Below are 24,051 nucleotides of genomic sequence, written 5' to 3' on the forward strand. Positions count from 1 at the left end.
TGGAGTGTAGTTTACTGTTAAATTGGCTGCATAACTTGCCACAGTTTCCAGAACATCTCACTATCGATTATAAAATACACCTCTGCAAATCCATAGTTGATGTAACCATTTCTAATTATTTTCAAGTTCACCTCCGTACCATCACTTAGCTGAATGATCAATCGTCTATACTTATCGTCATTTCTAAAGTCACCCAGTGCATCACCAACGATTTCCCTTGATAAAAGATTCGCATGATACAGCTGATCCACCAGCGTGTTTATTAAATCCATATCTTTTATCGGGTGATATTGGTCCATGCTATTGTTCCACTCACTATAACTTTGATATCGGGCACCAACTACATTCCCTTTGATATTAAATCTCCCAAAAAAATCTCCACCATCTCTTACAAAAATATCGTTTAAGCGCTCATAAAATGCAGGGCTAACCATTCCATTCTGTTCAGCTAACGTCATAATTCTAAAATCCTTATCGTACCCATTTACCGTATAAACATCTGCCTTATGTATCGTTGAAGCAAATTCAATATCATTTTCATCTTGCGTGTCCCATCCTTCAATATTGCCTTTTGCAGTCCCAAGCTTCTCTCCGAGTAGATCTTTTGCCCGTTCAGGAGCGATTTCTGTATCCGTTTGGGTATATACTTTGCCGTTATAATAAATAAGTCCTATCATCGTGGCATTTCTAAAATTTTTCGTCTCAGGCAATTTGATGACAGGTAATTTCACCCCCGGCTCATCAGGTACAACTGCTACATCATTATAGGTTGATATCTGATCGGATATCTGATCATTACTGGCTTGTATGTAGATAATGCCACCAATCAGGATAAATAACCCAGCTGCCACTACGCCTATTATTAGCCAAAAGTGTTTGGAGCGAATAAAGGACAAGATCATTGTTCGAATTCTTAACAAAAGATAGCACCTCGCATTTTCCGATTCTGATATCAGCAAAAAAAAGTTAATATAAAATCAATCATACCATATTCTGGTATACGTACGCAGATACTTATAAACCGAGGCGGCAAAAAAACAGCAAAAAAAAGACTGTCGATACCTTAGATCAGCAGTCTTTCATTCTGGCTGGTTACCATCATGCCATTATTAATTCTTCTTGAGGAGCGGCCGGTCCTGCAAATACAGCTCCAGGTCAGGACTATGTCCTTCGACAATTTCCTGAACGATAATCTTGGCCAGCAGTTGGCTGTAGACTGTTCCGTTGTCGCCATAAGCGAGCAGGAAGTAGCTGTTCGGGAATTCATCATATTTTCCGACGATAGGCAAGCCGTCCACGATCCCGCCGTAAAATGCCGTGGAATAGAAGGCAGGGTCTACCTTGATGCCGGGAAACATTTGATTAAAATCTTCGATCAGCTTATCCTTCTTGTGCATCAGCTTGCTGTCCCGGTCCTCTGGTAAAGTCGTGTTGTCATCGAGACCACCGATGATAATCCGGTTATCGGCGGTGCTGCGGATGTATAAATAGGGGCGTGCCGTCTCCCAGAGCAGGGTCCGGTTATACCAGGAGGAGAAGTCCGCTACTTTCTCAGTGGTGACTGTATAGGTACTCACGAAAGAGGCTTGCTTTTCTTTTCGGATATCCATATTTTCATAGCCTGCTGCAAAAATGACATATCGGGCGCTCACCTCACACCCTGTTTTCGTGTAGATAATCATGCGCTGCCGTTCCCGGTCGTAACGGTGGCCATTCATCTCCGTGTGCTCATAAACAGCGACTCCCTGTTGCCCCGCATACTGAAACAAAGCATGGGTGAACTTGTAAGGATTCAACTCACCATCATTGTAGGAGTAGATCGCGGCTTCCCGGCTGAACGGGTACTTCGCCTCAATGTCCTCTTGTGTCCAAAAGTCCAATTCTACGCCATGCCGCTTAATAAAAGCATATTCGTTCCGTAAACGATCTACGTCTTCGTGACAGCTAGCGGAATAAAGTGTATCTCTCCGGCGAAATTCACAATCGATATCAACTTGCCGTGAAGCTGCTTCGATCTCATCGATCGCCTCCTTAAGCAGTTTCAGATGCCGCCCGACATATTCATCCCCGAAGGTGTGGGCCAAGGCCGTGAACATTTTTTCGCCCGAATATTGAATGATAGCGGTGTTCGTACTCGTGCTTCCGCTGCCTATGGTCCCCTTTTCCAAAACAGTGACTTGTATGCCTCTGTCGGCTAAGTAATACGCACATTGCGCTGCGGAGCTTCCTCCGCCGATAATCACCACGTCACAAGTAACATTCTCCTTCAAAGGAGGATAGGACGGAGCTTCTGGAAAGGTGGTCGGCCAATAATAAGTTCCCGATTGTAAGTTCATGGAATTCCCCCTGCAAGTAACAGACTGGAATTTATTATTACCCGGTTGTTAGGATTCATACGGTTTACTGCAGGCTGAAGCTTTATTTTTTTCTGCCGATATAGAGCAAGTGGGATGCGTTTGCCCCTAGAATGTAGGGGTCTTCCGCTGACTCGATTCCTGTTGAAGCAACTAATTTGGGTTCTGTTCCAGCGACCTGATGAATTCATCTACTTGTTTTCTTGTTTTCAAAGTAATAACTTGTTGTGGTTCTTGGATACGTTCCAGTTTCTTTATCGTGTTCTTGCGGCTTCTTGTCCGGTAATTCCAAACCCACTTTACAAAGTCCCAGTCTATTTTTTCCGGGCACTCTTCGTTCATATCAGGTCTGGCCTTCTTGTGGTACATGATACGTCGTTTAAATATCCGGTACATACATAGAACTCTGGGCATGTCCAAAAAAACAATTAAATCTGCTCTCTTTATTCTGCTATCCATCGTCCTGGAATAGTTGCCGTCAATGATCCATTGATCTTCGTAAGTGAAGCGCTCTACGGTCTGATCCCATTCTGCATTTTCTTTGGGGACCCAGTTCGCATTCCAAAAATAGGTGTCCAAATGGATAACCGGAAGCTTAAGAATGCCGCCAAGCTTCCGGGAAAGTGTAGATTTCCCCGATCCTCCCGAGCCAATAACCAGTATCCTGTCCACAGTTTCTCCTTTCATGAAATAGACTAAGAGCCAGCAAATCAGGTTCCGCAAAAGGTTCGATAGGGACGCGAAGTTTCCTCCGGCAATGTCGAGTAATCCGTCTGTTCGTCAGAGTAGGCATACGGGTCTGAAAGTACCTTCAGGAGCTGCTCCATAACAATGTAGTTTTTTTGTTTCACGGCAGCTTCCAGCGCTTCTTCCACTCTGTGATTCCGCGGAATGACCGCAGGATTGCTGCTGCGCATCAGCTGCTGCGAGGAAGCCGGGGATTCGCCTTGTCTTCCAAGTCTTGCCTGCCAGAGCTTATGCCAATGGGCGAATTCCTCCGTGCCAGATAAGACGGTATCTTCCGGCTTCCCCAAAGTCAAGGCACGAAAAGTATTCGTGTAGTCCGTACGATACGTTTGCATCATACGGAGGAGTTCTTCTATAAGATGGATATCCTCTTGTTCTTCGTTAAAGATTCCGAGCTTCGCTCTCATTCCTGCCACCCAAATCCGGTCATACTTTACTGAAAAATCAGCAATGGCAGCCTCAGCCATTTGGATAGCCTCCGACTGGTTGTCGTGCAGCAGCGGAAGAAGGGTTTCTGCAAACCTCGCAAGATTCCAAGCAGCAATACGGGGCTGATTGCGATAGGCGTAGCGGCCCTGAAGATCAATGGAACTAAACACGGTTGCAGGGTCATAAACGTCCAGAAAGGCGCATGGGCCATAATCAATAGTTTCTCCGCTAAGAGCCATGTTGTCGGTGTTCATCACCCCATGAATAAAACCTGCAAGCTGCCATTTGGCAATTAGCTCTGCCTGACGTTGGACCACCTCCTGAAGCAGGATCAGATAACGGTTCCCTTCCGCCTCCGCATCCGGATAATGTCTTTGCAAGGTGTAATCTGCCAGAGCCCGGAGCTCCTCTGTGTTGCCCCTTGCGGCAACGAATTGAAAGGTCCCGACGCGCAAATGACTGGCAGCCACACGGGTCAAAATGGCACCCGGCTGCTCGGTTTCCCGGAATAAGGACTCACCGGTTGATACAACCGCCAAACTGCGGGTCGTAGGAATGCCAAGCGCATGCATGGCTTCGCTGATGATGTATTCCCGCAGCATCGGACCGAGCGCCGCCCGGCCATCGCCCCCTCTGGAGTAGGGAGTTCTGCCTGATCCCTTAAGCTGAATATCTACTCGCACACCAAGTGGGTTGATCTGTTCACCAAGGAGCACTGCCCGGCCGTCGCCCAGCATATTGAAATGACCGAATTGATGTCCTGCATAAGCTTGCGCAAGAGGTTCGGCGCCATCGGGAACCTCATTGCCTGCGAGAACCGCTGTCCCGTCATTGCTGCGCAGAGCCTGGATATTTAACCCTAAAGAGTTGGCGAGCGGGTCATTAAAAATAACCAGCTCCGGCAAGCGGACAGGTGTCGGCTTCTGTAAGGTAAACAAAGATTCCGGCAGACTGGAGTAACTATTGTCAATGTGCCACCCGGGATCTGAACTTTCTTTTTTCTCCGTCATAGTGCCTCCTTGTTTTCTTTTAGTCGTAATTCGTTTCCTACTAGTGTATACTACTGCAGCTCTGCTAATTCTTGAGGCAACGAAAAACCGCCATCTACATTAGGCTCGAACGCAACGAACTTCACTACAGCATCAAAATTGAGTTCACCATAGATATGAGGATATTCGCTTCCTTCATTATATAGATCTTCCCACCTAACCTCAGCCTTTACTTTTGACGCCTCAATACACAGCAAAATAAGCCCGTGAACTCCCTGGAAATTATCATTGGCGACCGGCACTATTTTATGAATTGGTGAGCAATGAATGAAGCCTTCTGTTTCTAAAGTAGGACCTTTATATACCCCGTTCAAAATCGCTGACTCCCATTCCGTTCTGAGTACAGCATGTACAAATATCATTACAAAACCCCTCCTTATATAGGTTGTGTCAAAAAAATGCAAAAAAGAAACCAACCTTTGGAAAAATGGAAGTGCGACCAACCATTTCAAAGGAGAGGTTTCGTCTTGCAGGAAATCCCGGCTGATTACCGGCAGGCTCGTTCATAAGCATAACACGGATTGCTCCTGCCCCCTGCCGGATGATGTTTGGATGAGCTTTATAACTTAATAATCGCTGCCCTGACTCACTCTGATCACAACACTGCCTTTCTTATGCCCTTGTTCCACATACCGATGGGCCTCGGCCGTATGTTCTAATGCATAGTACCTGTCAATCACCGATTTAATCTTCCCTGTCTCCATTAGATCTTTTAGGAATTGCAGGTCTTCGATGCGGACCCTGGCCATTCCCTGCCCGGCTACCGTAACATATACTCCGGTTGGCTTCAGTGCTTTTTTGCACCCGGATTTGGGAAGCTTGCCGGAGGCATCGAAGATAATGTCATACCGCCCGCCTCTTGTTGTAAAATCCTCTATCGTATAATCGATCACCTGACCCGCGCCCAAGGAATGTACCCATTCCAGATTTGCTGTACTGCATACCGCGTCTACCTCTGCCCCAAAGTGCTTCGCAAGCTGTAATGCGAATGTCCCTACGGTGCCTGAAGCTCCATAGACCAGAACTTTTTGTCCCCTTTGGACACCTGCTTTTCTAAGAAAATACAATGCGGTGGTTCCCCCATAAAGCGCTGCAGCAGCTTCCTCAAAGGTCGTATTGGCCGGTTTGAACCATACCATTCCGTCCTCATGTAGACAGGCATACTCAGCATGGGCGCCAAAGTGCATTCCCGTTAAAGCAAAAACCAGGTCACCTTGCTTGAAATGCTCCACTTCAGGGCCTACGGCTACTACTTCACCGGCTAACTCTACACCCAAAACAGGTTTTCTGGGTTTGCTTAGACCTAATACGATCCGCATAGGCAGCCATAGCAAGGCAGGACTCTTGAAAGTCCGTACTCTAACATCCCCTGCGGTTACGGTTGAAGCATGAACCTTGATCAGCAGTTCTTTACGCTTGGGCAAAGGCTTCTCCAGCTCTATGAGGCGCAGTGTTTCTGGTGATCCGTACTTGGAGCATACTATGGCTTTCATGAGTTTCCCCCCGGGTGTCGATTTGCAATAAGTATATCTTCAGCGGGGAGGATCTTGTAGATACTTAAGTATGCTTTTCGTCAAAACTGTGACAGTGCTGTTGAATGACATTACAACAAACCTAGCCTACGGGCACGGGCGACAGCCTCTGTACGCCGCGAGACCTGAAGTTTGTCAAAGATATTGCGGTTGTACCCCTTAACGGTACTTAGTGCTAGAAATAGCCGCTCGCTAATCTCGCGGTTCGAGAGACCTTGTGCAATGAGCTGCAATATTTCAAGCTCCCGCCCGCTCAGTGTCTCAATAAGGGGCTGTGACGTCCTGGGCAGTTGCTGAGCAGATCTCAATTGGCTGTGTTGTGGATTCTCGGCTTCAAATGCAGCCAGCAGTTTCCTCCGGTAGTCCAGTAGTTCCCCACCAACCTGTGCTTCGCGCAGCAGCCTTTCAACCGGCAGCCCTTCGTCGACAAAAGCGCGGATAAAGCCGCCAGGCTGGGCCATTGTCATAGCCTCAGCCAATGCTTGCGTCGCTGCAGACTTATCTCCGTTTCTGTAAAGGACTGCTGCATAAAAAATCATTCCCTTTAGCCGTTCGTCCGGACGACCCTTGACGGCTGCTTCCCCAAGCATTGGCTCAAGCACCGCAAGCATGGCAGAAATGTCTCCGCGTGCCATGTATACCTTTGCCTGGCAGAGTGAAAGCCCGTGCTGCTCAGCAAGGATAGCGGCTGCATCCAGGTTCTCCTGATGAAGCAAAGCCGACACTTGCATAGCTGCAATCTGGGGAATCTGTGCCCAGAAATGTTCCTTGCGGGCGAGAAGCTCTGCTTTTGCTAAAATAGCAGCTGCCGCAATCACCTCTCCCCGTGCAAGCTTCAGCTTCGCGAGCAGCACCTCGCCTGCCACCCCCCGGTCCGAATCTTCAAACTGTTGCGCAAGTTGGACGCTTTGCCGGCTGTGCAAGAGGGCTTGATCCCATTCATTCCATTCATAAAAGATCCGCGCTAATCCCAGGTGTGCTTCGCATGCAACCGGCAGTGGCGGTTCCCCAGCCCATTCCAGCACACGAAGATAGCTCCCAGCCGCAGCCGGTAACTGGTTCTCCGCTTCCTGAATGTTTCCGAGGCCTAGGGTCGCCATGATAGTGATCATCACATGCCCGATCCTCTTGCTGATCGACAAGGCTTCGGCATAGGCTGTTTCGGCCAGGCTGAGATCTCCTTGGAGCTGATAAGCATACCCCAGCGACCACGCGGCCGCTGCACGCACCGGCAGATTGTCAGGATGGAGGTATTCCAAGGCCCGGCGTGATTCGGCCATGATGGGTTCAGCCTGGTGTTTGCTTACCGCGAGCGTAGCACGTATAGAGGCAATATGTCCTGTAAGATCACGGGTTCTCTCGTTCTGTACAGTGCCGTGCAGCGCTTGTTCTGCAGCTTGCAGCTTCTGTTCAACACTCGATATCCGGCCTTGCATGAGGAGTCCGGAAGCATACATAACCCACAATGAAGGCCTTGAATCGAGTATTTCCCTTGGCATGGATTCCAGCCAGTTCAGTACGGGAGTTACTGCTCCCCGAAACAACAACGGCATCCCCTCCCCTTCCATCAATCGGGCAGCGCGTTCGATATCCCCGGCAGCGGCTGCATGGTGGAAAGCTTCAAGTTCAAATCCATTGTCCTCATACCATCCGCTCGCCCGAATATGCAATTCAGCAACGGTCCTCTTCTCTTCCTCTTCTAATGGAGGAAGGCCTTGAGACAGACGTTCCCGCAGCAAATCCGCAAAGAGATGGTGATAGCGGTACCAGCGTCTTTCGTTGTCCAAAGGGATAAGGAAAAGATTCGCATGTTCAAGATATTCCAAGGTGCGTTGTCCGGAAGAAAAAGGTGATCCTCCGGATTCTGCGCCCATTACAGCATCACACAGCGGGCCGCACATCCGGCTCAGGACCGATGTGAACAGCAAAAAGGCCTGAATACTTGCAGACTGCTGCTGCAGCACTTCTTCTACCAGATAATCCAGGACAAACTTGTGGCGCCCCGAGAACGACTGGATGAAGCCGGTGACGTCATTGCGCCCCTGCAAAGAGAGTGCGGCTAATTGAAGGCCAGCTATCCAGCCTTCTGTGCGGGATTCAAGGTGCATGACATCTTCAGCGGAGAGCATCAGACCCATCACCTGGCCTAGAAATTCTGCAGCTTCGGTGGCATTGAACCGCAGGTCTGCAGCATGCAGTTCAGTCAATTGATGCCGCACGCGGAGCCTCGGCAACGGTAAAACCGGTTCTTCGCGTGTGGCGATGACCAGATGTATCTGCGGCGGCAGGTGCTCAATCAGAAAAGCCACGGCTTCATTGACCGGCTTCGAATCAATCAGATGGTAATCGTCAAGGACAAGAATGGTAGGCTCAGATACAGAGGTAATTTCATTCAGAAGTGCCGTCAGCAGTGATTCGATTGGCGGGGGCTGGGGGGATTGAAGCATGGCCAACATACCCTCTCCGATGTTCACGCCAATGGTCCGGCAAGCGGCGCACAAATACGTGAGAAAACTCGCAGGATCATTATCTCCAGCATCCAGAGACAGCCATCCGGCTCTGCGTCCGCAGACAGAGAGCCAGGCACTGACGAGTGTCGTTTTACCATAACCGGCGGAGGCGGAGAGGACAGTCAGCTTGCCTTGCAGACCCTTGTTAAGTTGCTCCAGCAGACGCGGGCGGACAACGATTTTTGACCTGGCCGGGGGGATATACAGCTTGGTAGATACAAGAGATATTGTCATATCTAGATTATAATGATTGTAATCCTGCAGCGTCAACAAAGCAGTTCGTTCCCGGATCAGCTTCATCCGTGTACCCTAATTTAAAAAGAACGATATACTCGTACAAGATGAACCCTCTATTCGGACCCCGGGTTAGTTAGAGATTTACGGAGGCTTACCCGGCTAATCCCGCAATAACATATAAGCGCTCAAAGCATAGGAATAACTGCTTTTGAGCGCTTTTTAGGTTCATGGGTTGGATACAGCTTTATTTTCCCGTCAGCAAATATTTATATATCTTGCCATCCCGTACATACTCATTAGAGAACAGCAGCGCATCCCCATCACGCTTGATGAATTTCAGATTGTCTCCATAGAACGGAATATCGTTGGTTTCCGCATATTCCTGCTGCTTGGTGTCGAGCAGCTTTTGGTACAATAACGTCTGTCTACCCGTCTTGCGTTCGATCAGCATAAGCAGCCCCTTCTGATTCGGACGAATCAGAAGATAATCATCATCCATTCCTTCCACCAAATAGTTCTCAGCTACACCCCCAAGCTTCGCCATGTCTATGGATGAGGTTACCTTCCCTGTACCATCTTCAATCAGCCGCAGCGTTTTCCCGTCCGTAAGCACCAAGTGATTGCCGTACATTTTCACATTATCCCCATAGCGCATCCAGTACTTCACACTATCCTGACGGATAACCATTCCATCCTTGAGAATCAGCGTATACCATGTATTGTTGATATGGGGTTCCCCGTAAATATCCGTGATGGTCAGGTAAATCAAGCCCTTTGGAGTCTTTTTAAAATCAAATTGAACCATATCATACAGCTCCGAACCGAGTTTTGCCAGCAATCTGGGCTCACCCGAAGGAGCAGTTACATAGAGGTTACCGGTTTTTTTATCAATTGTATAATCGTCACCACCGTAGACAGCACTTGCGGAGTTAAAGGACTTAAGCCCTTGAGCAGTATAGACTCTATGCGCGGCATCCCAGCCCACCGTGGTTCCTCCCAGTGAACCTACTACGAAACGGGCGGGAACATACAACTGCTCCTCATAGATAAAAGGAGTTCCTCCAAGATCAACGATTACTCCGTCAAGAACGCCCTTTGAGCTCCCTACTCGAATACCAACCTTTTTCTTCCATCCTATAAATTGCACCTTTTGATGAGCCTGATCCCAAGTGGCCTGAAGACCTGCCGACTCCAACAGATAAGCGGGCACATAGGTAATTCCATTCTTAATCAGCGCCGAATTGGTGCTCTGACCTCCGCCCTCCATTGAGTACTTGAAATATGCCGAAGAAGCAGCATCAGTAATTGGAGCCATTAGCAAAGAGGCCGCGAGCAAAGGGGCAACCAGCCATTTTCTAACCATACATCTTTCCATCCTCTCTTATTCATACCTGTTATGTATAGACGCAAACGGTTCAGATAGGTTTCACCAGGTTTTCCCACATAAGGAGCTTGATCCAATCGTATCCTTAACTTTTTTTCCAGCGGCATGCACCTATCTTAGGCTCCAGTCATACAAAGATTATAAGGAAGGCGGGATGCAGGTGAACAACAATCAGGCTTTTGATGAACGGGCCATCTTTCTGGCGGCGGTCTGTGGACAGACCTATGTCCAGTTTAATCATACGGATGGTGCATTCACCGTTCCAACAGGATATTCAGTCACCCATATCATTCAAGCGAAATCGTTAGGCCGTGTATGGGAACCGTTTGGATTCATTATGGAATCGCCGCAAGAGATCATAATTGCCTTCCGCGGGAGCAGTTCAACGGCCAACTGGATTTCTAATGCCAATGCCACGCAAAAAAAGTACAAATACATCAAGGAAAACTGCCTTACCCACCGCGGCTTTACCAACATTTATTCCTCTGCACGAAGCGGTATTCTCTCTGCACTCTCCCGGTTGTCCCCCGGCAAAAGGCTATATATAACAGGTCACAGCCTCGGTGGGGCACTCGCGACACTATGCGCTCCCGATGTTGCTGTTCATACTGCATTCAATACTCCACACCTATATACCTATGGTTCTCCCCGTGCCGGTGATCCGGCCTTCGCAAAGGCTTGTTCGCGATATGTTCCGAATAGCTACCGTATTGGCAACCTTTTTGATGCTGCCGTTTATGTTCCGCCCTCGATCTTCATAATGCCTGGCCGGGACAAACGGTATTATTACAGCCATGTCCAGACCTTTTATCCCCTTTCTTTTCAAAATGGCTCCGTCAGCCTCAATCACGCACTCAGCAGTTATTTCAGGGAACTTTCCAAGCTCCGTCCGGAATTCACGAAGCAGCTATGCGCTTCAACCCCCGGTTTTTGTCCGGTTGTGGAAGAACTCCCCCAAGCGACTCGAGCTTAGCAGGCCTTGGATAAGCAAAAGACACTAGCCTACGGGCTAATGTCATGGATCATTCTTACCTATGTAATGGGAATTTTCATTAGTGCTTGCTGATGAATCTCTTTGCCGCGTCACCTGCTGCTGCCGGAAGCTGCATCCACACATAAGCATGGAGGGAGTTCTCAATACGTTCGATTTCATAGGTATCAAGCAGACTGGAAAAGGTATGCAGACTGCCTCTTATCTTCTCATCTGCCCACTCTTCTTCGCTCGGCAGGAAAAGAACCGGACATTTCACCTTGTTGTAATAGTGTTCAAATTTCACATCCCAGTATTTTTGAATATATTCGGTTCTAACCCGATTTAAAAAACAACAGGCAAAATGACCGTTTGGCAGCTGCTGCAGATTATTTTTGATAAAGGCAGAGAAGTATTCGTTCCACAATCCGTGCGCCTCGAATTCCATCTGTTCTTCTTCCTCATAGGCTTCTTTAGTGGGAAATTCACGTTCCCTCCGCTCTGCCAATTGAACCCGCAGGGCTTCCTTCTTCTGCTCGATTTCTTCTTCTGACCCCTGAAATAAACCATACTCACCGAACTCATTATACAAGGCACCTTCACAGATAAGCGATTGAACAAGTTCGGGATGTGATGCAGCCAGACTAAGTCCTACCTCTGCCCCCATGGAGCTGCCGACTACATGACAACGCTCCACATTAAGATGCTGCAGCAGGATATACATATCGTTCGCCATATCATCAATATGATAGCCTGTTTCAGGTTGATCTGATTTGCCATGCCCCCGGCAGTCCGGAGCAATGATACTATATTCCTGCTCAAACTGCGGGATGATGCCATCCCACATGTTCAAATTCCCGCCGCTAAAGTGGAGAAAGAGAACGACTTCCTTATGTTCTATTGCGTATTTCACATTAATGCCTACGTGCCCTAAGTCTATTAGTTCCTCTAGCATGTTCTTTGCCTCCAATATGTAAAATCATTCACTTCATTATACCCTATGGATTCTGTCAGATTCAGTGTGAAAGTTGAGTTAAGTATAAAAGCTGTTATACTGCAATTGAGAACGATTATCAAATACGAAGGTAGTGAAAGTACATATGCTCACTCAGCGTTGTGACAGCTCCATCGCTCATCCCCATAGCTTCTGTATCCCCACGCGGATGGCAAATCTTAACGGTTTATCGATCAGTGGAGAACCCGATACCGGGCAACAGCATTCTATTTTGATGATTGTAACCGGCGGGAACGGCACCATTGAGCTTGAAGGGAAACAGCATAACCTTACTTGCGGAACCTTGCTGTGCTGCTCCAGAACGCTAAGCGTTTCCTTACATCCACAATACCAGCTTCATGGGTTATGGATTGAATACTCCACCTTGCCTCCGCAGCAAGCCGGGGCCAATCCCTTGAACAACGGCATACCTTTGAATGCAGGCAGCTCAAAAGCTTGTACACTAGCTTCAGAACTGCTAAAAATCTGGGAGGCGCCGGCACAGGATAATCCGTTCGCCCTGCAGAAGCTGTTCTCGGAGCTTCTGGTAGAGCTATACCGCACAAAAGTGGAGTGTGCCCAAACATCCGTGCAATGGCTTGATCAAGTACTGCAACATATAGAAACGCATTATAACGAAGATTTGACAAGAGTACAGATGGCAGAACTGGCCGGGGTCAGCCCGGAACATTTCTCACGTACCTTCCGCAAGGCCACGGGTCAAACCTTTAACGAATATCTTACCTTACTTCGGATCCGAAGGGCACAGCAGCGTATACTGACAGACAGACCGAATTTAACCGCACTGGCGCAGGAGGTTGGCTATGGCGAAGGAACCTATTTAAGCAGAAAATTCAAGCAGGTGGTCGGCGTATCTCCGGCAGCCTACCACCGCAAGAACAAAAGAATTGTTACTCTGAATTTCAATCACACCGCCAGCCTAAGAGCGCTAGAAGTCATGCCTGAACTGGGTGTGTATTCAAGCTGGATGGAGCGTCTTGAGCTTGCCCCTTCCCAGGATAAATTGCGGTTTGAAGAGACAAGCACCGCTTCACTCTACCAATCAGTAGCCGCAGCACGGCCTGATGTTATCATCAGCTATAGCCTTACCGCTGAGAGCAAGCTGCTGCTGCCGGTAGCACCGGTAATTGAGCTGCCTTTTATGCATATGGGCTGGCGGGAGCAATTCCGGCAGATCGCCGCCATTGCAAACCGAGTGCCGCAGGCTGAGGCTTGGCTGAGCCGCTATGGTGAGCTGTGTCATGAGGCCAATCTGGAATTGGACCGGCTGATCGGAACGCGCGGGACAGCCATAGTCTGGGAAATTGGCGAAGATACCGCTTATTCCTACAGCAGCAGCTTTGGGCATGGATGTCAGATCCTATATGGTGATCTGGGTTTCCGCCCGCCTGCTGCCCTGCTGGAGCAAGGCCTGCAACGCAGCGGTTATTTGAAAGCACCCACCCAGACTATCGCTGCTTATCCTGCTGAACATATTTTCATTACCAGTATACCCACAACGCATGAAGGACTGGAGCAGTTCTCAGCGCTGCTGCACTCCTCAAGCTGGAAGGAACTTGACGCAGTTCACAATGGCCATGTCTATCAACTACACCAGCCGGATTTATTCTATGGCTTCGATCCCTTATCCTCGCTGGCGCAATTGAAAATGATCATGCAGACAATCACATCACAAATTTACATAGTGTGAGATCACATCAGACCATAGTCTTCACTGGGTGAAGTCTGTAAAGTATAAATGAGAATGATAATCATTGTACATAAGGAGGCACACAAGTTGAATCATCTGCAACAACGCAGCGCGAAACAAAGACATTGGCTCATCTTTTCCCTGCTGCTGGCAATAACCTTATTAGCTTCAGCTTGCGGAAACAATACTTCCAAGGGAAGTGCCGCAAATACAGGAAACGCCACCGAAGCCCTCCCTGCTTCACAGCAACCGGAGCAGACGGTGGAACCCGCTGCATTCAAAACGGTTACAACCATAAACGGGGAGATTAAAATCCCGGTTAAACCGAAACGCATCGTTGCCGAGGAATACCTGGGCAGCCTGATTGCCCTGGATACTATTCCTGTCGGCGCTCCCGGTCTGACACTGGAGAATATGTACTTCAAAGAAGCCCTTGCCGGCATAGCTGATACCGGAACCTACGGGAAAATGTCACCCGAAAAGATCCTCGAACTTGAACCCGATCTGATTATTTCCGGTATGGCCGACAGCTACGAGGCCTTAAGCCAAATCGCTCCAACCATCATCGTGCCTTATGGGGATCTAAAAAATACTCATGAAGAGTTAACTTATTTCGGAAAGCTGCTGGGTAAAGAGCAAGAAGCCAAGGACTGGCTGGCTCAATACGACAAGCGTATTGCTGAAGCCAAAGCCAAGGTGGACGCAGTCATCCCTGCTGATGCTACCTTCAGCATCCTCGAGCATGGCGACAAAGCCACTTGGGCTTATGGAGACAACTTTGGACGCGGTGGACAGCCTGTCTATCAGGCGCTGGGCCGCAAGCCTCCTGCTGGAGTTGCTAAGGAAATCATGGAGAAGCAGTGGGCTGAAATTTCTGCTGAGATGCTGAACAAATATGCCGGGGATTACCTCATCGTAACCGACAACGAACAAACCGTGCAGGACTACAAGGATGATCCGATCTGGGGCAGCCTACCTGCGGTCAAAAATGATCATATTTATGTCTGGAAGGAAGGGAAATCCTGGTACTATGATCCCATTGCCGTTCTTTCCCAAACGGAAGAGCTTGCGGCTTGGCTCACCGCCGGACAAAAATAATGCAAGTCAATCCATAAACACCAAAAGAGCCAGATTCCTATCTTAGGAAATGGCTCTTTTGCGTTATTTACCGTAAAGTTATACCGGAAGATATATTGATTAGGTACGCCGCATATATGCCCGCACGGTGATGGGCGCAAAGACCGCCACAATGACAGCAGCTCCGACGAGGGAGTAGACCAGATCCGAGCCTATGGTTCCTAAGTTAACCAGATTACGGACGGCTGTAACCAGATGCGATATCGGGTTCATTTTGACGAACCATTGAAGCCAGTCCGGCATCGTATCCACCGGCACAAAAGCATTCGACAGGAAGGTCAGCGGGAACAGCACGATCATGGATATCCCCTGTACACTGGAGGCTGTACGTGCAATAACACCGAAGAAAGCAAAGATCCAGCTGATGGCCCAGGAGCAGATAATGACTAGCACACCGGCCATGACGACATGCCCGAATCCGCCTTCAGGACGTAGTCCCATCACATATCCCATCGCAAACGTAAGCACAGTCGCTATCGTATAGCGGACTGTGTCTGCAAGCAAGGCTCCGGCAAGCGGGGCTATCCGTGAGATCGGCAGAGACTTGAAGCGGTCAAAGACGCCCTTTTCCATATCCTCACGCAGCTGTACGCCTGTCACAATCGAAGTTGTGATTACGGTCTGCACGAGAATTCCGGGGATGATCACCGGCAAATAATTGTGAATATCCCCGGAGATCGCTCCCCCAAAGATATACGTAAACATCAGGGTGAAAATAATCGGCTGAAGCGTAACATCGAACAATTGTTCAGGGGTGCGTTTGATTTTGAGCAGCCCCCGATAGGCCATCGTTAATGAATTCCGCACCGATTGGCCGAAGCTCGTGTGGTTTTTGAGCTGGCGTTCAGCACCTGGCTTAATGAATGTACTCATACTGTTTACCCCTCCATTTAGTTTGACTTGGCGGACGCCAACGTGGATTTATCTTCTGCCCCATGCCCTGTAATACTTAGAAAAACCTCATCGAGCGTTGGCTTCTGCACACTCAGCTCAGCCAAAGAAATCCCCGCCTCACGGAGGGCAATCAGCAGATCAGTGACCCGGTCCGCATCCCCCATAGGTGCAGTAATGTTCGCAGATTCCGCAGATATAATGGTTTTTACATTTAGCACCCGTTCAACGGTCTGACGGGCAAAGCCGATGTCAAGCGGATTCTGAACTTTTAACTGCAGGGACGAAGTACCCACAGATGATTTCAGCTCATCTACTGTGCCCTCAGCGACTACCCCGCCATGGTCGATTACAGCGATCCGGTCAGCCAGCTGATCCGCCTCTTCAAGATATTGTGTGGTTAACAGAACTGTTGAACCGGACTGAATCAACCGCCGGATGGTGTCCCACATCTGATTCCGTGTACGCGGGTCCAGACCGGTCGTCGGTTCGTCCAGGAAAATGAGCGGCGGCTGCGCAATCAAACTTGCGGCCAAATCCAGCCGGCGGCGCATTCCGCCCGAGAAGTTTTTAAGCGGACGTCTGGCAGCCTCTGTTAATCCAAATTCCTCAAGCAGTTCCTCGGACTTGCGCCGTGCTTCGGCACGTCCCAGGCCGAGCAACCGGGAGAAAATCACCAGATTCTCAGTGGCACTGAGCGACTCATCTACTGAAGCATATTGTCCGGTCACACCAATCAGCTGACGCACAATCTGCGGCTCCTTCACCACATCATGCCCGAAAACCCTGGCGGAGCCGGCATCCGGCCTTAGCAGCGTCGCAAGCATCCGGATTACTGTAGTCTTACCTGCCCCATTCGGACCCAGTACGCCATATATTGAACCTGTAGCCACTTTAAGATCCACACCATCTACCGCGCGATTGTCCCCGAAAATTTTGACAAGCCCCTCTGCCTCGATGGCCCATTCTTTCTTCGAGGTTGCTGCCCTAAGTTGACTCATTTGTTACTCCTCCTTGACAACTAATATAGTTGGATCATAAATCGCTTATTTAAACTGAATATAAACATGTTATGTATTTCTTCTGTGCCGCTTCATTATAACGCCAACGGGTAAGCAGCTTAACGGTCTCCAAACGCATTTATCCCTCAGTCTCTGGATGTAGAAAGCAACCATTTCATGACAAAAAAAGGCCTGGGAAAAGGCATTTCGCCTTAAACCCAAGCCTTATATCTATTCATACGGCTTCTATTACTCGACAGGTACATTTGCTATAGTGACCGGTTCAGTAAATTTTGCAGTACCGCTTAATCTCAAGCGCATATTGGCTGCACCGGTGGTAGCTGGATTAATGGTTAGGGTTAAACTTCTGGTGGCAATACCGCTTGAATTGGCCGTTAGCGAAAAGGTTGAGCTATAGCCATACGATGACGGCCACGAACCGTCACTGTTCTTCACCTTTGCGACTTGCGTACCTGAACTGGTATAGACCCCAAGGCTATATCCGGAGGTCGTCGAGCCCGGTGTCAGACCGGAGAGTGTCACTTTCACCTCAAACTCATAATGATTAGGAAGCGTCGTCTGATGTTCGAATGCATATACAGGTGTTGTTGGAGAAGTGGAGCCGGCACCGTAAGAACCGGTCTTGAAAGTGGAAGAATCATACCATTTGTAGCCGGCAGCCGGCGCTGCCCAAGGTTCAGCCTGCGGCTCCGTGGAACTGGCAGGCGCTTCCCAGCTGTATACCGGAGTGGCCGTATCCAGGGTTAGGCCCGGTACCGAGGAGAATGTTGTATAGCTCTCCGGCGTAGCGAGCCAGTTCACCATATTGACCAAAAGTGTGGCGTCATCCGCCTCCTCATACCCGTCATAGGTTGTTTTGGTGCCGCCCGTCTCCTCTTTTTTGTATTTAGGCGTTGCATCCTCTACTGGAGAGGAGTCGCCTATAAAGCCTGCTTTACCTGCGTTAACCTTGGCTACCGCGACAAACGGCCCTTCCGCGACACCGCCGCCGTTATACACACCGGCATCCACTGCGCTGGACCAAGCGGTAGCCGTTGTCGGAACATAGACAATTCCCTTTGCCTTTGCCGGGTCGGTGATGGCAAGTGTGGAACCGGCGTGAACAGCCACGCTGGATACCCCGCTTGTAATATTGAAGGCTTGCGAAGGAGTCACGATATGGTTTGCCGTCACATCGCCTAGCGCGTTATAACGGAATCTCACACCGAAGTTCGAAGCCAGCCAATCCGAGCTCGATACTCCAGACATCGCCGGTGAAGCAGCTTCCTCCGCCCCCATACCCAGAGCAGGACTTCCCCAAGCTCCCCGCCGGTAGCCGTTGAAGACCTCGGAGGCATCGAAGCGGTTTTTGTTCCGGTCTGCGTTGTAATGGTCGCTGATGAAGAAAATGCTTCCCCCGCCTTGAACATAGTCAAGCAGTGCACTCTGCTCCGACGTCTTATACGGGATATTGGCTTCCGGAATGATGAATACATCGTAGCCAGACAGATCGGATAAGGTGATCGCAGTAGTCTTGCGAAGCTCTTTAATGTAGTAACCTTCGGCTGCCAGCCCGTTCGCAAAATCCGAAAAGCCGCCATCAATCACCCAATCGGCCGCACCGGCAGTCTGGGCATGCGTGTTATCGAACAATACCTTCTTGCCGTTCGCGGTGGCGGGGGTAATGCTGGGAGCCGGATCTGATGCTCCTTCGGCTTGAACCAGGGGTGCAGGGATAATTACGGCAGATGCCAGCATTGCGGCAACCGCCAGACTTGTCCAGGTTGTACGCAGACGCGGGAAGCTTGGAAACATTCTTCATTCCTCCATTCTCTTCATAGGATTGAGGCCATTTCGGCTGCCCATAGAATAGCATAGTAAAATTTGGAATAGAAGAACTATTTGCTATTTTTTACATTTTTAAAACAATTTTATTCAAAGGATGACAAACCGGCGGGATGACTGAGCCAACATCCGCTATCGACAAATAGGTAACCTGTTGCGTATAATATATATGTAATAGATTACTTATTTAATTGGAGGAGCTGAGTAAGTTGGATGATAAGGATGAACAGGCTTACATTTTGGGTGCTGTGCTGACACTTGCCAACCGCCTTCAGGTACTGGGGGATAAATTGGACGATCAAATGACCATGAAGCAGTGGCTGCTGATTGCAGTCATTCTGAAGAGCGGTTCATCCTCCCCTACCTTAAGTGATGTTGCCGAGATGATCGGCAGCTCGCGGCAAAATGTTAAGAAGATGGCCCTTCTGCTTGAGAAGCAGGGGTTCGTTACGCTTACAAAAGATAACAAAGATGCCCGTATCCTCCGGCTGCAGTTGACCGGGAAATGTGGAACCTATTTTGCCGAAAGAAGCGAGCGGGAAGCACGTTTCATGGATTCACTATTCCAGTCATTCGATCACAGGCTAACCGAAGGCTTATTCTACGGCTTGATCCGGCTCACTGAGAACATTGCCCAAATGGAAGCAGACTTATCCGAAGACAGAGAGGTGTAGAACATATGGCCCTTTTATTGGTTATTCTAGCTGGCACTGCAGCTGCCCTGATTGTTTTTTTCAAGATTCCCTATTCCAAAACCAAAGCAGAATTCCGGAGGATTGCAGACAAGTACCTCTCCAAACCTTCCATCCCGAACGAAACGTTCACAAGCGAAGACTGGAAGCTGCTGCCTTCCCCTGTCCGGAAGTATTTTGAGACCAGCGGATTTACCGGCAAGCCGAAAATGTCCTCGATGAAAGCCGAATTTAACCAAGTAGACTTCATCCTGTCCCCCAGAAAACCTGCTATTTCCATAAAATATACACAGTACAACTTCGTTCAGCCTCCCGCCAGAATCGCTCTGATTGAGACGGCTATATACGGCATCCCTTTTCAGGGCCTTGATTCCTATGTAGCGGGTATCGGCAGTATGAAGGGCGTCCTGGGCAAGACATTCACACTCTTTAACCAGCTAGGCGAGGAGATGGATCAGGCGAGTCTGGTTACCTTTTTGTCGGAATCTCTCTGGGTGCCAAATGCCATAATACAGGACTACATTACTTGGGTTCCTATTGACGATCATCATGTGCAGGCGACTATTTCGTGCTATGGGATTACAGCAAGCGGAATATTCAGCTTTAACGACCAGGGAGAATGCCAATCCTTTACAACGGACGACCGCACCGCCATTGGAATGGACGGCTCCAAGCAGCGTGTACGCTGGTCCGCCCTAATGAAGGATTACAAGTGGATTGACGGTATTAGACAACCTACACACCTGCAGGCTGTGTGGCATTATGACAGTGGAGATCTGGTCTATTTTGACAGCAGGAATCTTCGGGTGGAGTATCGTTGAACGTCCACTCTGCCACATCGAATCAAGCTAAAATGACAACCCATTTTTGCAGTTGCTTCCACTGTTGATATTTCAAAACCAACGTTGAATTCAGTTAAGGTATGATCGGCAGCAATAAATAAGAATCAAATTCATCCCCTGTATATAGAGTAACGTCTGCTTCCCAAATCCTGTCATCGGCCGTCTGAGTCAGCAGCGCGCAGCCGCTCTGATTCTGGCTACCAATTTCAAGGAGCAACCGATTTCCTTTAGCTACAACCATTGCGCTATCCCATATCTCAATTTCCAAGGGATAAATTCTTCCCGGAACAAGCTTCTGAACCTCATCGAAGGTGTAATAAGGCTTATACTCTGTCGATAATTCATCATCTGTTTTACGTAATGAAGCGCGCAGCCAGCCCTGACTAATGGGGAATTTCTCTGTCTGTGCTCCTGAGTTAACCACCTCATTTCCTTGTGGGTCAATATTCCGCAATGATACGAAAATGTCCATATCATCTGTAGTTGAAGATGCCCACAAACGGAGCTTGATAGGCCCGAGGATCTCTGTTTCGATGTCAAATGGAGCGGTTTCAAATAGAACTCGCTTAGCGCTGTTTTCCTCTCTCGAAAATGCTTTCACCATAAAGGGATTTGCCCAGTGCTTGGATTCGCGATCCTTATCCCCTTCATAGCAAAGTTGACTCTTTGCTTGCACAGGCTCCACCGAAAGCAGCTTCGCACTTGCATCAAGGTAAAATCGAGTCCATTGGGTGCGCTTAAGCGGATACTCATTCTCGTAACGCCATGTGTAGCTATTGCCTCCGCGGGGAATGGCAAGCTTAACTTGTGGCTCTCTCGTTATACCGGTATCAATTCCCTTGAGCCAATAATCAAGGAATTTTTTTTGCAACTCACGACCTTGGGCGGTGTAGAATTCACCAACATGGCTGCCAATATGCACTTCAAGCCACTTGTGCTCCGATGCTGCATTCTGAAATCCCAGAAAGTTCCCCCGGGTATGCATTCCGGCGCTAAACCAGTTGCTAGCGGATAATAAAGGTACCTTTACTTTGCTCAGGTCAGCGAACCGATTTGTCCACGATGGATCACGTAGTGGATTATTTTTCACCATCTCCAGGAAGTCCACGCGATTTGCTTGCAGTTGTTCCTCGGAAAGGTTTCCATCGGGATTGTATTGATGTGTCAAAACTCCGTTTTTCCACCAGAATGAAAGAAAACCGTTCGCCTGGATTCCACCCGGATAGCAGAATTCCGAATAATAATCTACTGTGCCCTCCCAAGGTATAATACAGGCTAGATGTGGAGGTTGTTCAGATGCCACAGCCCATTGACTCATGGCTAAATAGGAGATACCCAGCAGTCCGATTCGTCCGTTGCTCCAGGCTTGCGTTCCGGCCCATTCAATTGCATCATAATAATCCTTTTTCAAACCAACTGATAATATATCAAGCTTTCCTGGAGAATTACCGATACCACGTTCATCTACCCGCAACACAGCATACCCTTGCGGCACCCAAAATTCAGGATTTGGTGTCTCCCAGCTAAGTAAGGGCCCTTTATCCTGCGAATGAGTATATTCTATTGCAATAGTCGGGTTAACCGGAGCAAATTGTGAGAAATGCACATCCTTTCCATACGGGCACATCGTCATGATGACTGGAAAAACCCCGTCAGCATCAGGCTGGTAAAGATTAGCGGCGAGGTAATTCCCGTCCGTCATCGGAATCTGCACTTCCTTCCAGGTAAGCTCATAAAAGTGATTACTTCTTTCGTTAATGTCAATCGATAGTGGATTCATAGCTTTGCCTCCATTGGATAGTTTTTTTTGAAGTCAGTCAATCAATAAGCAGTGTGCTTCAGTATCCTGTTCAAGCGCATTGTGAACTTTCCCTAGATAATTCTAGGCTCTTATCTTCTTGCAAATGGATTCACTCCTTCTATCATTTATTATTTAGAAATATTAGTACACGTGTACTAAAGTAAGTGTATTCCTACGAGTGAACTTATTCAACTCTGATCTTTTTTGAGAAAAGCATTCTTGGCTGAGAGTACTCTGTAATTATCTCTTGAATCCTTCCGTATCCTTAATCTAGCTACTTATTTCCGCTTTTAGGACCCATTTATGATATAATGCTCTTGATTTAAAGTGCATTTCGCCAAACGCTATAAAGGAGATAGGTATGGATAATAATTTAAGAGATAAGATCCTTGAGACTTCAATTGAGTTATTTAACAAAAAAGGATATGCATATGTAACATTGAGGGACATTTCTGATGCGTTAAATATAAGTCCTGGTAATTTGACATACTATTTCAAAAAAAAGCATGATCTTATGATTGGTGTTATGGCAATGCAGTATGAAGAATACAAAAACTTAAATTTCTCAGCAGACGTTTCCATTGAAGGACTGAATCAGCAGTTTTTAATCCTTAATGCATTCCGTAAAAAATATTTCTTTTATTTCTCAAGTTTTACAGAATTGCCTAAGCTGTATCCTGAGATAGCCAAAATGCAAATTGAGGTCGTTAATGATTTCTATACACTTTTCATCAACACGTTTACTATATTTGTTAACAATGGAATTATGAAAGAAGAATTATATGCTGGGCAATATGAAGATTTATCGATTTCTTTATTATCGATCAATATGTATGGCACACAGGAAATAATTCTCCTCCAAGAATTTCTACCAAAGCAGAAAAGTATCTTGTCCATCCTGTGGAGCCTTATTCTTCCTCATTTGACAAGGGAAGGGATGGATATGTACAGTCAGATGACACAGGTTTTCCCCTCTTAACTATTCCGGAAGCCAGTTATACCGAATGGAGGCTTGAATGGGTCAACAAAAGGCAATCAAGTCCCATAAGATCCGACTAAGTACGGCAAGTTTGAAGTCAGAAGCATATTATATTCATCCGGTTTTTACATGGTCTTACTATAGATATCAAGTAAAATCGTAACAAAAAACCAAGCTTAAGCGGATCACTCTCCGCCCCGGCTTGGTTTTACTTGTGTAACTAAATACTCTCTTTCTGCAGACTAATGCCGAACATCATGCAAAAGATGTTCACACGACAGCTGCGTGATCTTAAGCAAGGCGGGATGAGGAACGTAAAGTGTACAACCAAGATTAACGGAGTATGGCTGGTCACTCAAGTTTATTTCTGGATTCGTTGTGCAAGTGGGGCGTGCAGCATATTGAGAAGGTGTATGGCAACAAATACGATGTCCTGGAAGTAAGTATCCTGAGCAAGTAATACAAAGTGGAGCAGCACAAAAACAGGCCAGACTGAAAATTCAGTCCTGGCCTGCTTTTTGTCTTTCGGTATGACCCAAATTTTCAAATAGCAATTGCGGCATTTCATATTTCAAAAACACTCAAACCCCATAATGTATAACGTACTTCTTCTCGTTAATTGCCCTTCTTAGCAAAACCATCAAATCTATCAATTCTGATGATGACTTGGATTGTTTATCTTTTAACACAATGCTGTAAAAAGCTTCTAAGGATTCAGGCGGTATAAGCGTAACTCCCCATCTGGCAAGGGCCAAATTGGGTCTGTTATAGCTGTGGAAGTAGGTTTTGATCAATGACAAATCGTCCCACCAATCATTCAGGAAATCATCAGCAATCGCGATGCAATGATAGGTTTCAGGTTCATATTTGGAGTAATCTTTATCCGTCTCGAATTGATCTATAATACCGAACTCAGCAACACAAGCCACTTGCACCCTCCTTTACT

Annotated in this window: 21 protein-coding genes; 6 read left to right on the forward strand and 15 right to left on the reverse strand. The window is 47.9% G+C overall.

The genetic code is table 11. From position 1 onward, the window contains the following. Positions 1 to 17: 17 nt before the first annotated feature. The 9 genes from A3844_RS14930 to A3844_RS14965 all read right to left on the reverse strand — a co-directional run bounded on the left by A3844_RS14930 (position 18) and on the right by A3844_RS14965 (position 10,221). A complete protein-coding gene (locus A3844_RS14930; RefSeq protein WP_167374684.1) occupies positions 18 to 920 on the reverse strand; it encodes a hypothetical protein in 903 nt (300 codons plus the stop codon). A 189-nt stretch (positions 921 to 1,109) separates the two neighbouring features. After that, positions 1,110 to 2,336 (reverse strand): NAD(P)/FAD-dependent oxidoreductase, encoded by a 1,227-nt coding sequence (locus tag A3844_RS14935; protein ID WP_074107780.1) that lies wholly within the window; start codon positions 2,334 to 2,336, stop codon positions 1,110 to 1,112. A gap of 171 nt (positions 2,337 to 2,507) precedes the next feature. After that, on the reverse strand, positions 2,508 to 3,026 hold the full coding sequence (locus tag A3844_RS14940; RefSeq protein ID WP_143192086.1) for a DNA topology modulation protein: 519 nt from the start codon (positions 3,024 to 3,026) through the stop codon (positions 2,508 to 2,510). A gap of 38 nt (positions 3,027 to 3,064) precedes the next feature. Beyond that, positions 3,065 to 4,540 (reverse strand): protein adenylyltransferase SelO, encoded by a 1,476-nt coding sequence (locus A3844_RS14945; protein ID WP_074107781.1) that lies wholly within the window; start codon positions 4,538 to 4,540, stop codon positions 3,065 to 3,067. Between the two features lie 50 nt (positions 4,541 to 4,590). Beyond that, positions 4,591 to 4,941, reverse strand: coding sequence for a DUF952 domain-containing protein (locus A3844_RS14950; RefSeq protein WP_074107782.1), 351 nt, complete (start codon positions 4,939 to 4,941; stop codon positions 4,591 to 4,593). 28 nt (positions 4,942 to 4,969) lie between these two features. Further along, the gene (locus A3844_RS33755; RefSeq protein ID WP_279629266.1) at positions 4,970 to 5,092 is read right to left on the reverse strand and encodes a hypothetical protein; all 123 of its coding nucleotides are present in this window, start codon (positions 5,090 to 5,092) and stop codon (positions 4,970 to 4,972) included. A 53-nt stretch (positions 5,093 to 5,145) separates the two neighbouring features. Beyond that, entirely contained in the window at positions 5,146 to 6,072 is a 927-nt protein-coding gene (locus A3844_RS14955) for an NAD(P)-dependent alcohol dehydrogenase (protein ID WP_074107783.1), read from the reverse strand. 110 nt (positions 6,073 to 6,182) lie between these two features. Beyond that, positions 6,183 to 8,921: a winged helix-turn-helix domain-containing protein gene (locus A3844_RS14960; RefSeq protein WP_482811857.1), complete on the reverse strand. Its 2,739-nt coding sequence runs from the start codon at positions 8,919 to 8,921 to the stop codon at positions 6,183 to 6,185. A 181-nt stretch (positions 8,922 to 9,102) separates the two neighbouring features. Then, positions 9,103 to 10,221, reverse strand: a complete 1,119-nt coding sequence (locus tag A3844_RS14965) for a copper amine oxidase N-terminal domain-containing protein (RefSeq protein ID WP_074107784.1) — start codon at positions 10,219 to 10,221, stop codon at positions 9,103 to 9,105. 175 nt (positions 10,222 to 10,396) lie between these two features. Between A3844_RS14965 and A3844_RS14970 the strand changes: the two genes are divergently transcribed. Then, positions 10,397 to 11,215, forward strand: a complete 819-nt coding sequence (locus tag A3844_RS14970) for a lipase family protein (protein ID WP_074107785.1) — start codon at positions 10,397 to 10,399, stop codon at positions 11,213 to 11,215. A 79-nt stretch (positions 11,216 to 11,294) separates the two neighbouring features. Here the strand turns inward: A3844_RS14970 and A3844_RS14975 are convergent, their stop codons facing one another. After that, positions 11,295 to 12,167: an alpha/beta fold hydrolase gene (locus A3844_RS14975; RefSeq protein WP_074107786.1), complete on the reverse strand. Its 873-nt coding sequence runs from the start codon at positions 12,165 to 12,167 to the stop codon at positions 11,295 to 11,297. A 145-nt stretch (positions 12,168 to 12,312) separates the two neighbouring features. Here A3844_RS14975 and A3844_RS14980 point away from each other — a divergent pair, with 145 nt between their 5' ends. Both A3844_RS14980 and A3844_RS14985 read left to right on the forward strand, forming a co-directional pair. Continuing rightward, complete coding sequence (locus A3844_RS14980) at positions 12,313 to 13,917, forward strand: AraC family transcriptional regulator (RefSeq protein WP_074107787.1); 1,605 nt, start codon at positions 12,313 to 12,315, stop codon at positions 13,915 to 13,917. An 87-nt stretch (positions 13,918 to 14,004) separates the two neighbouring features. After that, the gene (locus tag A3844_RS14985; protein WP_244169777.1) at positions 14,005 to 15,015 is read left to right on the forward strand and encodes an ABC transporter substrate-binding protein; all 1,011 of its coding nucleotides are present in this window, start codon (positions 14,005 to 14,007) and stop codon (positions 15,013 to 15,015) included. 99 nt (positions 15,016 to 15,114) lie between these two features. Here A3844_RS14985 and A3844_RS14990 read toward each other — a convergent pair whose 3' ends face one another. The 3 genes from A3844_RS14990 to A3844_RS15000 all read right to left on the reverse strand — a co-directional run bounded on the left by A3844_RS14990 (position 15,115) and on the right by A3844_RS15000 (position 18,761). Next, positions 15,115 to 15,927: an ABC transporter permease gene (locus A3844_RS14990; RefSeq protein ID WP_074087946.1), complete on the reverse strand. Its 813-nt coding sequence runs from the start codon at positions 15,925 to 15,927 to the stop codon at positions 15,115 to 15,117. A gap of 17 nt (positions 15,928 to 15,944) precedes the next feature. Beyond that, positions 15,945 to 16,946, reverse strand: coding sequence for an ATP-binding cassette domain-containing protein (locus A3844_RS14995; RefSeq protein WP_074087944.1), 1,002 nt, complete (start codon positions 16,944 to 16,946; stop codon positions 15,945 to 15,947). A gap of 249 nt (positions 16,947 to 17,195) precedes the next feature. Continuing rightward, complete coding sequence (locus A3844_RS15000; protein WP_074107789.1) at positions 17,196 to 18,761, reverse strand: DNA-binding protein; 1,566 nt, start codon at positions 18,759 to 18,761, stop codon at positions 17,196 to 17,198. A gap of 239 nt (positions 18,762 to 19,000) precedes the next feature. Here A3844_RS15000 and A3844_RS15005 point away from each other — a divergent pair, with 239 nt between their 5' ends. After that, positions 19,001 to 19,465, forward strand: a complete 465-nt coding sequence (locus A3844_RS15005) for a MarR family transcriptional regulator (RefSeq protein WP_074100963.1) — start codon at positions 19,001 to 19,003, stop codon at positions 19,463 to 19,465. Positions 19,466 to 19,470: 5 nt separating this feature from the next. Beyond that, positions 19,471 to 20,304, forward strand: coding sequence for a DUF6544 family protein (locus tag A3844_RS15010; protein WP_074100964.1), 834 nt, complete (start codon positions 19,471 to 19,473; stop codon positions 20,302 to 20,304). Between the two features lie 94 nt (positions 20,305 to 20,398). Here the strand turns inward: A3844_RS15010 and A3844_RS15015 are convergent, their stop codons facing one another. Next, positions 20,399 to 22,105, reverse strand: a complete 1,707-nt coding sequence (locus tag A3844_RS15015; protein WP_074107790.1) for a CocE/NonD family hydrolase — start codon at positions 22,103 to 22,105, stop codon at positions 20,399 to 20,401. A gap of 382 nt (positions 22,106 to 22,487) precedes the next feature. Here A3844_RS15015 and A3844_RS15020 point away from each other — a divergent pair, with 382 nt between their 5' ends. Continuing rightward, positions 22,488 to 23,105, forward strand: coding sequence for a TetR/AcrR family transcriptional regulator (locus A3844_RS15020; protein WP_074107791.1), 618 nt, complete (start codon positions 22,488 to 22,490; stop codon positions 23,103 to 23,105). A 581-nt stretch (positions 23,106 to 23,686) separates the two neighbouring features. Here A3844_RS15020 and A3844_RS15030 read toward each other — a convergent pair. Further along, a complete protein-coding gene (locus A3844_RS15030; protein ID WP_074087933.1) occupies positions 23,687 to 24,034 on the reverse strand; it encodes a hypothetical protein in 348 nt (115 codons plus the stop codon). Between the last annotated feature and the right edge of the window lie 17 nt (positions 24,035 to 24,051).

Source organism: Paenibacillus helianthi (genome assembly GCF_001909055.1).
In the GTDB taxonomy this organism is placed as follows: domain Bacteria; phylum Bacillota; class Bacilli; order Paenibacillales; family Paenibacillaceae; genus Paenibacillus_AQ; species Paenibacillus_AQ helianthi.

Coding starts and splice junctions, on each gene's coding strand:
- A3844_RS14935 (WP_074107780.1), bottom strand. CDS start 2,336: ATGAACTTACAATCGGGAACTTATTATTGGCCGACCACCTTTCCAGAA.
- A3844_RS14945 (WP_074107781.1), bottom strand. CDS start 4,540: ATGACGGAGAAAAAAGAAAGTTCAGATCCCGGGTGGCACATTGACAAT.
- A3844_RS14950 (WP_074107782.1), bottom strand. CDS start 4,941: ATGATATTTGTACATGCTGTACTCAGAACGGAATGGGAGTCAGCGATT.
- A3844_RS33755 (WP_279629266.1), bottom strand. CDS start 5,092: ATGCTTATGAACGAGCCTGCCGGTAATCAGCCGGGATTTCCTGCAAGA.
- A3844_RS14955 (WP_074107783.1), bottom strand. CDS start 6,072: ATGAAAGCCATAGTATGCTCCAAGTACGGATCACCAGAAACACTGCGC.
- A3844_RS14960 (WP_482811857.1), bottom strand. CDS start 8,921: ATGAAGCTGATCCGGGAACGAACTGCTTTGTTGACGCTGCAGGATTAC.
- A3844_RS14965 (WP_074107784.1), bottom strand. CDS start 10,221: ATGGTTAGAAAATGGCTGGTTGCCCCTTTGCTCGCGGCCTCTTTGCTA.
- A3844_RS14970 (WP_074107785.1), top strand. CDS start 10,397: ATGCAGGTGAACAACAATCAGGCTTTTGATGAACGGGCCATCTTTCTG.
- A3844_RS14975 (WP_074107786.1), bottom strand. CDS start 12,167: ATGCTAGAGGAACTAATAGACTTAGGGCACGTAGGCATTAATGTGAAA.
- A3844_RS14980 (WP_074107787.1), top strand. CDS start 12,313: ATGCTCACTCAGCGTTGTGACAGCTCCATCGCTCATCCCCATAGCTTC.
- A3844_RS14990 (WP_074087946.1), bottom strand. CDS start 15,927: ATGAGTACATTCATTAAGCCAGGTGCTGAACGCCAGCTCAAAAACCAC.
- A3844_RS14995 (WP_074087944.1), bottom strand. CDS start 16,946: ATGAGTCAACTTAGGGCAGCAACCTCGAAGAAAGAATGGGCCATCGAG.
- A3844_RS15000 (WP_074107789.1), bottom strand. CDS start 18,761: ATGTTTCCAAGCTTCCCGCGTCTGCGTACAACCTGGACAAGTCTGGCG.
- A3844_RS15010 (WP_074100964.1), top strand. CDS start 19,471: ATGGCCCTTTTATTGGTTATTCTAGCTGGCACTGCAGCTGCCCTGATT.
- A3844_RS15015 (WP_074107790.1), bottom strand. CDS start 22,105: ATGAATCCACTATCGATTGACATTAACGAAAGAAGTAATCACTTTTAT.
- A3844_RS15020 (WP_074107791.1), top strand. CDS start 22,488: ATGGATAATAATTTAAGAGATAAGATCCTTGAGACTTCAATTGAGTTA.